Origin of the sequence: Streptomyces sp. JH34 (genome assembly GCF_029428875.1) — a bacterium.
GTDB lineage: Bacteria > Actinomycetota > Actinomycetes > Streptomycetales > Streptomycetaceae > Streptomyces.
In genome coordinates this window covers 3661811-3673439 of the sequence record NZ_JAJSOO010000001.1, presented here as the reverse complement: position 1 = coordinate 3673439, position 11629 = coordinate 3661811, and the positions used below count along the sequence as shown (strand labels likewise).

Here is an 11629-nt window from a genome sequence, read left to right as displayed (position 1 = left end):
TCTGCTGTGTTCAGCTGTGCCGCGGGCCGGCTGCTGCCCGCGGCCCGCTCTCCTGCGGTCCTACTTCTTGTTCTCGACCGCGTGGCCGCCGAACTGGTTGCGCAGCGCGGCGATCATCTTCATCTGCGGCGAGTCGTCCTGCCTCGACGCGAAGCGCGCGAACAGGGAAGCGGTGATCGCGGGCAGCGGCACGGCGTTGTCGATGGCGGCCTCGACCGTCCACCGGCCCTCGCCGGAGTCCGCGGCGAAGCCACGGAGCTGGTCGAGGTGCTCGTCGTCGTCCAGCGCGTTGACCGCCAGGTCCAGCAGCCAGGAACGGATGACCGTGCCCTCCTGCCAGGAACGGAAGACCTCGCGCACGTCGGTGACGGAGTCGACCTTCTCCAGGAGCTCCCAGCCCTCGGCGTAGGCCTGCATCATGGCGTACTCGATGCCGTTGTGGACCATCTTGGCGAAGTGGCCGGCGCCGACCTTGCCCGCGTGGACGGAACCGAAGTCGCCCTCGGGCTTGAGTGCGTCGAAGACCGGCTGGACCTTGGCGACGTTCTCCTCGGTGCCGCCGTACATCAGGGCGTAGCCGTTCTCGAGGCCCCAGACACCGCCGGAGACACCGCAGTCGACGAAGCCGATGTCCTTGATGCCCAGCTCGACGGCGTGCTTCTCGTCGTCCGTCCAGCGGGAGTTGCCGCCGTCAACGACGACGTCGCCCGGGGACAGCAGATCGGCCAGCTCGTCGATGGTCGACTGAGTCGCGGCACCCGCCGGGACCATCACCCACACGACACGCGGGCCCTTGAGCTTGCCCACAAGCTCTTCGAGGCTGTGGACATCGGCGACGTCCGGGTTGCGGTCGTAACCGATGACCGTGTGCCCTGCGCGGCGGATGCGCTCGCGCATGTTGCCGCCCATCTTGCCGAGGCCGACGAGACCGAGCTCCATCAGAGATTCCTTAAGCGTTGTGCCGATTCGTACCCAGGACCGAGCCTACGCCCGGGCCGGGCAGCCCGGCGGGGTGCAGCACGGTGAGCCCGCTCGGCACTGAGCCTGCCCGCCGGAAACTGCCATGACAGGAACCACGCCGGATCAGCCGGAGAGGCGGACCGGCATGATCAGGTACTTGTACGCGTCGTCCGCCTCGGCGTCGACGGCCGGCCGGCCGCTGAGCAGCGCGGGCTTGGTCGACGTCGTGAAGGAGAGCTGGGCGACCGGGGAGTCGATCGCGCTGAGCCCGTCCAGCAGGAAGGTCGGGTTGAAGGCGATCGAGATGTCGTCGCCGTCGAGCACCGCGTCGACACGCTCCACAGCCTGTGCGTCGTCGCTGGAGCCGGCCTCGAGGATCAGCACGCCCTGCTCGAAGCTGAGCCGCACCGGGGTGTTGCGCTCGGCGACGAGGGCCACGCGCTTGACCGCCTCGACGAACGGGGCGGTCTCGATGACCGCGACCGAGTTGAATTCGGTCGGGAAGAGCGTCCGGTACTTCGGGAGGTCGCCCTCGAGCAGCCGCGTGGTCGTCCGGCGGCCGGCGCCCTCGAAACCGATGAGCCCCTCGCCCGCGCCCGAGCCGGACAGCGCCAGCGTCACCGTGTCGCCGCTCGTCAGCGCCTTGGCCGTGTCCAGGAGGGTCTTGGCGGGCACCAGAGCGACGGCCGAGGCCTCGGGGTTCTCCGGCTTCCACAGGAACTCACGGACGGCGAAGCGGTAGCGGTCGGTCGACGCGAGGGTGACGGTGTCGCCCTCGATCTCGATCCGGACACCGGTCAGGACGGGCAGGGTGTCGTCGCGCCCGGCCGCGATGGCGACCTGCGCCGCCGCGGAGGCGAAGACCTCACCGGGAACGGTGCCCGTGGCCGTCGGCATCTGCGGCAGTGCCGGGTACTCCTCCACAGGAAGGGTGTGGAGTGTGAACCGCGAGGAGCCGCAGACCACCGTGGCCCGTACACCGTCTGTGGAGATCTCCACCGGACGGTTCGGCAGGGCGCGGCAGATGTCGGCGAGCAGCCGACCGGAGACGAGGACGGTCCCGTCCTCCTCGATCTCGGCGTCCACCGAGACCTTGGCCGAGACCTCGTAGTCGAAACTCGAGAAGCTGAGGGCGCCGTCCTCAGCCTTCAGGAGAAGGCCCGCAAGAACGGGCGCCGGCGGACGGGCCGGGAGGCTACGGGCCACCCAGGCCACCGCCTCCGCGAGTACATCGCGCTCCACCCGGATCTTCACCGGAACCGCCTCCTGCTGTTGCTCGCTCGCCCTGCTGGCCATCGTCGTCTGAACGGGGCTCCCTGCCGAGAGGCTGGGGGAGACCGCCGGGGTCCAGTCTGACGTACGGCACCGACACTCGTTGCTGCTCGGGGTCAAGTCGCGCCAAGAGGCGTGCCGAGGTCGCCGCTCGAGTTGTGCACAGGCCCTGCTTCGAAGCTGATTCCTGGCTAACTCTGAGTGGTAGTAGTAGTAGGCCCTGTGGAAACCGTGGATAACGTCGTTTGCACAGGTCAGAAGCCATTTTTTGTCCACCGTCCCTGTGGGTGGCACCGGTGGACAACCATGCGTTTCTGTGGACACGCGAAAGTTCTGCACACCCGATGCACAGGGCGGGGGGACTTCTCCCCAGGCCTGTCCCCAGCTTTACCCCCGTTCCCCACAGCTCAATCCGGGGTCCTGGTGTGACGCCTTTCACTCGCGGCAGTGAAAGGCGGTGTCGGGTTGCCGAACAGTGGACAGGGGTGTGGAGAAGCTGGGGACAACGGCGACGTGCCTGTGGGCCGCCGGTGGACAACATCATCGAGTGCCTGTGGACGCAGATTCTGTCCACAGGCTGTGGATCATCGTTGACCACAAATCCCCAGGCATGTGACCTGGCCTGATGGAGTATCGACAGCAGACCCTGTGGACGCAATCTGGACAACTTCGCAGTCCCCAGGCTGTGGACGCCGGATTCCGGCCTCCACTGTGGAGAAGGGCTCATCAGGGGCCTGTATTCGAACACTCCACCTGGATTCAGCGGACTCGCGGATCTCCGAACCGAGTGGGAGACGGCTGCGTCGAGGGCCCCGGAGGGCGTCGAGGACTGCTGTGGGACCGCGCCCGGGCGGCTCAGGAACGGCTCAGGAACGGTTCAGGACAAGACTCCGGCGACGCCACAGGGCGTTCACCGCTCCCGGGCGCCGCCTTCTCGTCGGCTCAGGGCCGTGTCCGCTCAGGCCCACTGTCATGGGCTCCCGAACGAAGAAGGGCGCCTCACGAGGACGTCGTACGGTCCTCGTGAGGCGCCCTCGGGGCGTGGAGCTGCGGCCCTGAGCCGCCGTCGCGGCGCGTCAGCCGTTCTTGATGCGGTTGGTGAGCTCGGTGACCTGGTTGTAGATGGAGCGCCGCTCCGCCATCAGCGCGCGGATCTTCCGGTCGGCGTGCATCACCGTGGTGTGGTCGCGCCCGCCGAACTGGGCACCGATCTTGGGCAGGGAAAGATCCGTCAGCTCGCGGCAGAGGTACATGGCGATCTGGCGGGCGGTCACCAGGACGCGGCTGCGGGAGGATCCGCAGAGATCTTCCACCGTCAGCCCGAAGTAGTCCGCGGTCGCCGCCATGATGGCCGGCGCCGTGATCTCGGGGGCCGAGTCCTCGCCGCCCGGGATCAGGTCCTTGAGCACGATCTCGGTCAGACCGAGATCCACGGGCTGCCTGTTCAGGCTCGCGAAGGCGGTCACACGGATGAGGGCGCCCTCCAGCTCGCGGATGTTGCGCGAGATGCGCGAGGCGATGAACTCGAGAACCTCCGGCGGGGCGTTGAGCTGCTCCTGCACCGCCTTCTTGCGGAGGATCGCGATACGCGTCTCCAGCTCGGGAGGCTGCACATCAGTGGTGAGACCCCACTCGAACCGGTTGCGCAGCCGGTCCTCCAGCGTCACCAACTGCTTGGGCGGACGGTCCGAGGACAGCACGATCTGCTTGTTGGCGTTGTGGAGCGTGTTGAAGGTGTGGAAGAACTCCTCCTGCGTCGACTCCTTGCTCGCCAGGAACTGGATGTCGTCGACCAGGAGGATGTCCACGTCGCGGTACCGCTTGCGGAAGGTGTCGCCCTTTCCGTCGCGGATCGAGTTGATGAACTCGTTGGTGAACTCCTCGGAGCTCACGTACCGCACCCGGGTACCTGGGTAGAGGCTCCGTGCGTAGTGCCCGATGGCGTGCAGGAGGTGGGTCTTGCCCAGTCCCGACTCCCCATAGATGAAAAGGGGGTTGTACGCCTTCGCGGGGGCCTCGGCGACGGCGACGGCCGCCGCGTGCGCGAAGCGGTTGGACGCGCCGATCACAAAGGTGTCGAAGAGGTACTTCGGGTTCAGCCGGGCGTGCGGTTCGCCGGTTCCGGGCGGGGGCGCGGACTGGGTGCCCATGGGCCCGCCGCCGGCCCTCCCGGTGCCGGGACCGCTCTGGCGGTGCTGGTCCTGCAGATCGCGGCGGTCGCGGCTGTCCCGCTGCTGCTCGTAGCCCTGGTGCTCGGACGGCTGCGGACGGTAGTCGTGCTGCGGCTGCTGGGAGCGCGGGCTGGCGTAAGGGTCGCGGTCCTGGTACCCGCCGTGCCGGGGCTGCCAGGCGAGGTCCTCCTGGGCACGGGGCCAGGCGCCGGGCCCCGGGCGGTGCTGCTGGTAGTCCGGGTAGGCGGGGCGGGCCGTCGGCATGCCGTCGTCGGAGGGCCGGTGGCCGTAGCCGTCGTACCCGTCGTCGCGCGCGGGCTCGTCGTGCTGGGGCCCCTGATAGCGGTGCGACTGCTGCCCCTGGTGGGGCTGGTGCCTCGGGGGCGCGGGCGGGGCGGGAGGCTCGCCCGCCGAGTCGTCGACGGTGATCGCGATCCTGATCGGGCGTCCGCACTCACGTGTGAGGGTCTCGCTGATCAGCGGTGTGAGCCGCTCCTCGATGACACGCTTGCCCCACTCGTTGGGTACGGCCAGCAGGGCGGTGTCGGCGACGAGTGCCAGCGGCTGGCAGCGCTCGATCCACTGCTTGTCCTTCGGCTGGATGCCCTGCTGGCCCTCCCCGAGGAGGTGTTCCAGCACTCGCGGCCACACTGCGGCAAGATCGGCAGGTACATCAGCCACAAGGCACGCTCTCTCGCATGTCCCACGAATGTGTGCTTCTCGGGACGGGATGGGTCGGGTCGGGTGAGGCCCGGCAGGGAGGAAGGAAAAGAACCGGAGTTCAGCCACGGTAGTCAGCCCGACCCGCGTGGTTCAAGTTGTTGTCCACAGGCTGTGTACAGCAGGGGGTGGCGCGGACCCGGTTTGACCGGATGGCGTAGCCGCGCGTACCGTGACCAGGTCGAGTTGTCGATGGCTGCTGCCGCCTGCCTCCGATGGGCAAACATCACGATCTGTGATTGTGAAGCGGTGCACTAAGGCGTTTACGCGAGTTCCTCGTGGGCGCACGGTGACAGCCAGGCGATGTCCCGCCAACACACGAATCATTTCTGGAGCCCCCGAGTGAGCAAGCGCACCTTCCAGCCGAACAATCGTCGTCGCGCCAAGACCCATGGCTTCCGACTGCGTATGCGTACCCGTGCCGGCCGCGCGATTCTCGCGAACCGCCGTGGCAAGGGTCGCGCAAACCTGTCCGCCTGATCGCGGTCAGGTCATGACGTGCTGCCTACCGAAAATCGGCTGAGGCGGCGCGAGGACTTCGCAGTCGCTGTACGCCGGGGACGTCGGGCCGGACGCCCGCTTCTCGTCGTGCATCTACGCAGCGGTGCCACGGACCCGCACGTGACAGGGGAGAGTGCTCCCCCGCCACGTGCGGGTTTCGTTGTCAGCAAGCAGGTGGGTGGAGCAGTCGTACGCACGGCGGTGAAGCGCAGGCTTCGTCACCTGGTCCGCGATCGGCTTGCTCAGCTGCCCCCCGGTAGCCTTGTTGTCGTACGAGCGCTACCCGGATCGGGTGACGCCGACCATGCACAGCTGGCCCAAGACCTGGACGCCGCCTTCCAGCGGCTGCTGGGAGGGGGCGCGCGATGAAGTACCCGCTGCTGGCTCTCATCAAGCTGTATCAGTGGACGATCAGCCCGCTTCTCGGGCCTGTCTGCCGTTACTACCCGTCGTGTTCCCACTATGGATATACGGCGATCGACCGGCACGGTGCGATCAAGGGAACAGCGCTGACCGCATGGCGCATCCTGCGTTGCAATCCGTGGTCACCCGGCGGCGTGGACTATGTACCGCCACGCAAACGTCCGCGTTGGCACGAACTGCTGCGCACCTGGGTGCGTGGCGGCAAGGGCGGGGACTCCGCCGCCGATGTGCCTTCCGGGGGGTCGGTCTCCGAACCCCTGAGCCCGGCCACAGAGACCTCGTCCAAAGCTCAAGGAGCCTGATTAGTGGACACGATTGCCAGTCTGTTCAGCTTTATCACCACGCCTGTTTCATGGGTCATCGTCCAGTTCCACAAGCTGTACGGAGCGCTCTTCGGCGATGACACGGGGTGGGCCTGGGGCCTGTCCATCGTGTCCCTGGTGGTCCTGATCCGCATCTGTCTGATCCCGCTGTTCGTCAAGCAGATCAAGTCGACGCGGAACATGCAGGTGCTCCAGCCGAAGATGAAGGCGATCCAGGAGCGCTACAAGAACGACAAGCAGCGTCAGTCCGAAGAGATGATGAAGCTGTACAAGGAGACGGGCACCAACCCACTCTCCTCGTGCCTTCCCATCCTGGCGCAGTCACCGTTCTTCTTCGCCCTGTATCACGTGCTCTCGGCCATCGCCTCAGGCAAGACGATCGGCGTGATCGACCAGCCGCTGCTGGACAGCGCCCGCCAGGCACACATCTTCGGCGCGCCGCTGGCCGCGAAGTTCATGGACAGCGAAGAGAAGGTCTCGGCCCTCGGAGCCTCGCTGACCGATGTCCGTGTCGTCACCGCGATCATGATCGTGATGATGTCCGCGTCGCAGTTCTTCACGCAGCGCCAGCTGATGACGAAGAACGTCGACCTCACGGTGAAGACCCCGTACATGCAGCAGCAGAAGATGCTGATGTACATCTTCCCGGTGATCTTCGCGGTCATGGGTATCAACTTCCCCGTCGGTGTCCTCGTCTACTGGCTGACCACCAACGTCTGGACCATGGGTCAGCAGATGTACGTGATCAACCAGAACCCGACTCCTGGAAGCAAGGCGCAGGACCAGTACCTGAACCGCGTGCTGAAGAGTGTGACCTCGCACGGTGAGGTACGTGGCCGGACGCGACGCAACACAGTCAAGCGAATCGTCGCCAAGGGGTCCGATCGCAACGACATCGAGCGGAAGTTCATCACCGGTCTGAGCAAGCTCGGCCTCGCCGCTCAGGAGGACGGCACGGTGACGAAGAGCGACGCAGCTGTTCTGGAAGCCGAGGGCGGTGCTGCGCCCAAGCGTCAGCAGCCGAAGCGCCAGACCAAGGCGAAGCGCCACACCGCTGCCACGCCTCCCGGCACGGCGAAAAGCTCTGGTTCCACCGGCTCGGAAGCCAAGACGTCGCTGGAGAAGCAGGACGCCTCGCACGACGACAAGCCGAAGTCGGCGGACAAGCCCGCCGCGTCCGGCTCCTCACGCCAAGCCAAGTCCGGACAGCGCAAGGGCCCGCAGCGGCCCAAGCACCCGTCCAAGAAGTAAGAAGGAGTCCATCCGTGACGGAAGGCACCACCACCACGGCCGCTGAGGGCAGCGACACTCTGACCCGCCTCGAACAGGAGGGTGAGATTGCGGCTGACTACCTCGAAGGCCTGCTCGACATCGCCGACCTCGACGGCGACATCGACATGGACGTGGAGGCGGACCGGGCCGCGGTCTCGATCATCAGCGAATCGGCACGCGACCTGCAGAAGCTCGTGGGCCGTGACGGCGAGGTGCTGGAGGCGCTCCAGGAGCTGACGCGTCTGGCCGTTCACCGTGAGACCGGTGACCGGAGCCGCCTGATGCTGGACATCGCCGGCTTCCGTGCCAAGAAGCGTGAGGTTCTCGCCGCGCTGGGTGCCAAGGCCGTGGACGAGGTCAAGAGCTCGGGCGAGTCTGTGAAGCTGGAGCCGATGACGCCGTTCGAGCGCAAGGTCGTGCACGACGCGGTCGCGGCAGCGGGTCTGCGCAGTGAGTCCGAGGGCGAGGAGCCGCAGCGCTTCGTCGTCGTCCTCCCGGCCTGACCGGATCCTTGTACTGTCGGCCCCGTCTGTTCGCAGGCGGGGCCGATCTTTGTCAGCCTGATAGTCAGCGTGCTAGTGCGGTACGGAAGGACGGTCCCCGTGACGGAGGAAGCAGAGCTCCCTCAGGCGCCCAAGGAGGCGCAGGCGGTATTCGGTGAGTTCTTTCCAGAAGCTGTCAGGTATGCGGAGCTGCTCGCTGACGCGGGCGTCAAACGTGGGCTGATCGGACCTCGCGAGGTGCCACGCCTCTGGGAACGCCATCTGCTGAACTGTGCGGTGCTCTCCGAGGTGGTTCCCGAGGGTGTCACGGTGTGCGACGTGGGTTCGGGCGCCGGCCTTCCTGGAATTCCGCTGGCACTGGTGCGTCCCGACCTGAAGATCACGCTGCTCGAGCCGCTGCTGCGTCGTACGAACTTCCTCCAGGAGGTCGTCGAGCTGTTGGGGCTGGACCATGTGACGGTCGTCCGCGGCCGGGCCGAAGAGGTGCTTGGGACACTGCAGCCCGTTCATGTGGTGACGGCCCGGGCGGTTGCTCCCCTCGACCGGCTCGCCGGCTGGGGAGTCCCCCTGCTTCGCCCGTACGGCGAGATGCTGGCTCTCAAGGGCGGCACGGCCGAGGAGGAGATCCAGGGAGCTCGTGCTGCGCTGAGCAAGCTTGGGGTGGTGGACACCGAGGTACTGCACGTCGGTGAGGGCCTCGTTGATCCCACGTCCACGGTGGTTCGCGTGGTGGTCGGAGAGAGCCCCGGCGGTGTGAGGTTCGCCGCAAAGCGAGCCAAGGCCGCGAGGGCGGGTCGCGCCAGGCGGCGTCGCTGAGCGGAGCCGTTCCAGGGCCCGGCCAGGCAGACCATGTGTGCTCTTGGCACGCTTGATGCCTTTTTGCTTTGATGCTCCATGCATGCAGTGATATGTGCTGCATGCGGAGTGTCGGGAGCCCCCCGCTGGGCTGCGGAGGCATCGTGTTTCACGTGAAACGTCGCTCTCTGCTGCAGGGAATCATCGGTCGCGGTCGCGCGGCTGCCGCGCCGCGCGACCGCAAGCCCGTGCGGGCTACCGAGTTGTCCACAGAACCGGATTCATCCACAGAACAGTCGGCCTCGCTGGTTCACGACCCCGAAAGCATGGCAGGCTCTGTTCATTGCGAGCCTGAAGTCGAGGAGAGTGAATCCTTGCGGTCCGACGCCAACATCGCGGGACCGATGACCGATCCGGTCCCCGGTCCCCGTACCGAGTCCCTGGGAGACGGTGTTTCACGTGAAACACCGCCGCCCATGGACGACACACCCATTGGTCGTGCGGCCCAGCTGGCGGTCGAGGCCCTTGGCCGCGCCGGCGAAGGGCTGCCACGGCCAGACCGGACACGCGTCATGGTCGTCGCCAACCAGAAGGGCGGTGTGGGTAAGACGACCTCGACGGTCAACCTTGCCGCCTCGCTCGCGTTGCACGGCGCCCGCGTCCTGGTGGTGGACCTCGACCCGCAGGGCAACGCGTCCACGGCTCTGGGGATCGACCACCATGCGGAAGTCCCCTCCATCTATGACGTTCTGGTGGAGAGCATGCCGCTCTCCGAGGTGGTGCAGCCCGTCCCGGATGTCGAAGGTCTCTTCTGCGCGCCGGCAACCATCGATCTCGCCGGTGCGGAGATCGAGCTGGTGTCGCTGGTCGCAAGGGAAAGCCGACTGCAGCGGGCGATCCAGGCGTATGACCAGCCGCTGGATTACATCCTCATCGACTGCCCGCCTTCGCTCGGTCTGCTGACGGTCAATGCACTCGTGGCTGGAGCTGAGGTACTCATCCCGATCCAGTGCGAGTACTACGCGCTGGAAGGTCTCGGTCAGCTTCTTCGCAACGTCGACCTGGTTCGAGGCCATCTGAACCCTGACCTTCACGTATCGACGATCCTGCTCACCATGTACGACGGCCGGACCCGGCTTGCGTCACAGGTCGCGGAGGAGGTGCGCACCCACTTCGGCAAGGAAGTGCTGCGGACCAGCATTCCTCGTTCGGTACGGATCTCTGAGGCGCCGAGTTACGGGCAGACCGTCCTGACGTACGATCCGGGCTCCAGCGGGTCTCTGTCCTACCTTGAGGCGGCCCGTGAGATCGCGCTGAGAGGCGTCGGGATCCACTACGAGGCTCAGCACGCCCCGGCGGGCGAGCCTGCCCATACGGGCGTCCAGAACAGTCAGCAGAGTCATTCGGAGGGCATGCAGTGAGCGAGCGTCGTAGAGGGCTGGGGCGTGGACTCGGTGCGCTGATTCCCGCCGCTCCCCAGGAGAAGCAGATCGTCGGCCCCGCATCCGGCACGAACGCGGTGGCTGCATCCCCCACGATGACGGCAGAGCGTGGAGTGGCCGCCGCGAAACTGTCGGCGCTCCCGCCCGGCCCTCTGGTGCCGGAACCGACTTCACCTGTCGGGGAGAGGGAACTCGCAGCCGAACAGACCGATTCGGCTGGTGCGTACTTCGCTGAGGTCCCCCTCGACTCGATCACGCCGAACCCGAAGCAGCCGCGTGAGGTCTTCGACGAGGACGCACTGGCAGAGCTGGTCACCTCCATCAAGGAGGTCGGTCTTCTCCAACCCGTCGTCGTACGCAAGGTTGCTGAGGGCCGCTACGAACTCATCATGGGTGAGCGCCGTTGGAGGGCGTGCGGCGAAGCCGGCCTGGAGCGCATCCCGGCCATCGTCCGCGCGACGGATGACGAGAAGCTGCTCCTCGACGCCCTTCTCGAGAACCTGCACCGAGCGCAGCTCAATCCTCTGGAAGAGGCGGCAGCGTACGACCAGCTGCTGAAGGACTTCAAATGCACCCATGATCAGCTGGCGGACCGGATCGGAAGGTCCCGTCCCCAGGTGTCGAACACGCTGCGTCTGCTGAGGCTCTCACCGCCGGTGCAGCGCAGGGTCGCGGCAGGTGTCCTGTCGGCCGGTCATGCGAGGGCCTTGCTTTCGGTGGACGACTCCGACGAGCAAGATCGGCTGGCTCACCGCATCGTGGCCGAAGGACTGTCGGTGCGCGCGGTCGAGGAGATCGTGAACCTTCTCGGATCGGAGCCGACGAGTTCCGCGAAGCCGCGAGGGCCCAGAGCCGGTGGCAGGGTCTCGCCGGCTCTGACTGATCTTGCCTCGCGTCTCTCTGACCGGTTCGAGACACGGGTGAAGATCGATCTTGGGCAGAGGAAGGGAAAGATCGTCGTCGAGTTCGCCTCGATGGAGGATCTGGACCGCATTCTCGGAAGCCTTGCTCCGGGCGAAGGGCGCGTGCTGGAACGCAGTGTCGAGGAAGAGCAGGCTGACGCCGACGAGGCCTGATTCTGCTGAGCAGAGAAGGGCGGGCCGAGTTCCGGAAAGTTATCCGGAACTCGGCCCGCCCTTTGCCGTCTCTCGGTATCCCCATCACCTCTGGGTGGATACGATGCGTTCTGGTATGGCGTATCCACCACAGTGATCCACCTCAGAGGAGGCGGGGGCCGTGCGATCAGT

General features: G+C 66.5%; 11 protein-coding genes. 8 read left to right on the top strand and 3 right to left on the bottom strand.

Annotated features, from left to right (window positions below; genetic code table 11):
- Positions 1-60: 60 nt before the first annotated feature.
- The 3 genes from gnd to dnaA form a co-directional block, all read right to left on the bottom strand.
- Complete coding sequence (gene gnd, locus LWJ43_RS16315; protein ID WP_124277886.1) at positions 61-939, bottom strand: phosphogluconate dehydrogenase (NAD(+)-dependent, decarboxylating); 879 nt, start codon at positions 937-939, stop codon at positions 61-63.
- 144 nt (positions 940-1083) lie between these two features.
- Complete coding sequence (gene dnaN, locus LWJ43_RS16310; protein WP_014155224.1) at positions 1084-2214, bottom strand: DNA polymerase III subunit beta; 1131 nt, start codon at positions 2212-2214, stop codon at positions 1084-1086.
- A gap of 1094 nt (positions 2215-3308) precedes the next feature.
- The gene (dnaA, locus tag LWJ43_RS16305; protein WP_277332965.1) at positions 3309-5084 is read right to left on the bottom strand and encodes a chromosomal replication initiator protein DnaA; all 1776 of its coding nucleotides are present in this window, start codon (positions 5082-5084) and stop codon (positions 3309-3311) included.
- Between the two features lie 381 nt (positions 5085-5465).
- On the opposite strand from dnaA, the gene rpmH reads away from it, so the two are divergent.
- The 8 genes from rpmH (at position 5466) to LWJ43_RS16265 (ending at position 11458) form a co-directional block, all read left to right on the top strand.
- The gene (rpmH, locus tag LWJ43_RS16300) at positions 5466-5603 is read left to right on the top strand and encodes a 50S ribosomal protein L34 (RefSeq protein WP_014047156.1); all 138 of its coding nucleotides are present in this window, start codon (positions 5466-5468) and stop codon (positions 5601-5603) included.
- Positions 5604-5621: 18 nt separating this feature from the next.
- Positions 5622-5993 carry a ribonuclease P protein component gene (gene rnpA / locus LWJ43_RS16295; protein WP_277332964.1) on the top strand — a complete coding sequence of 124 codons (372 nt, stop codon included), beginning with the start codon at positions 5622-5624 and terminating at the stop codon, positions 5991-5993.
- A complete protein-coding gene (gene yidD, locus LWJ43_RS16290; protein WP_277332963.1) occupies positions 5990-6349 on the top strand; it encodes a membrane protein insertion efficiency factor YidD in 360 nt (119 codons plus the stop codon). Before rnpA ends, yidD begins: the two co-directional genes overlap by 4 nt.
- 3 nt (positions 6350-6352) lie before the next feature.
- A complete protein-coding gene (yidC, locus tag LWJ43_RS16285) occupies positions 6353-7621 on the top strand; it encodes a membrane protein insertase YidC (protein WP_277332962.1) in 1269 nt (422 codons plus the stop codon).
- Positions 7622-7635: 14 nt separating this feature from the next.
- Positions 7636-8145 (top strand): Jag family protein, encoded by a 510-nt coding sequence (locus LWJ43_RS16280; protein WP_277332961.1) that lies wholly within the window; start codon positions 7636-7638, stop codon positions 8143-8145.
- Positions 8146-8244: 99 nt separating this feature from the next.
- Positions 8245-8961, top strand: coding sequence for a 16S rRNA (guanine(527)-N(7))-methyltransferase RsmG (gene rsmG, locus LWJ43_RS16275; protein WP_277332960.1), 717 nt, complete (start codon positions 8245-8247; stop codon positions 8959-8961).
- Between the two features lie 305 nt (positions 8962-9266).
- Positions 9267-10361, top strand: a complete 1095-nt coding sequence (locus LWJ43_RS16270) for a ParA family protein (RefSeq protein ID WP_277335903.1) — start codon at positions 9267-9269, stop codon at positions 10359-10361.
- Positions 10358-11458, top strand: a complete 1101-nt coding sequence (locus LWJ43_RS16265) for a ParB/RepB/Spo0J family partition protein (RefSeq protein WP_277332959.1) — start codon at positions 10358-10360, stop codon at positions 11456-11458. The genes LWJ43_RS16270 and LWJ43_RS16265 overlap by 4 nt, the downstream gene beginning before the upstream one ends.
- Positions 11459-11629: the final 171 nt, after the last annotated feature.

Excerpts from the sequence above, each read along its gene's own strand:
- LWJ43_RS16270 (WP_277335903.1), top strand. The coding sequence starts at position 9,267 with ATGGCAGGCTCTGTTCATTGCGAGCCTGAAGTCGAGGAGAGTGAATCC.
- yidD (WP_277332963.1), top strand. The coding sequence starts at position 5,990 with ATGAAGTACCCGCTGCTGGCTCTCATCAAGCTGTATCAGTGGACGATC.
- gnd (WP_124277886.1), bottom strand. The coding sequence starts at position 939 with ATGGAGCTCGGTCTCGTCGGCCTCGGCAAGATGGGCGGCAACATGCGC.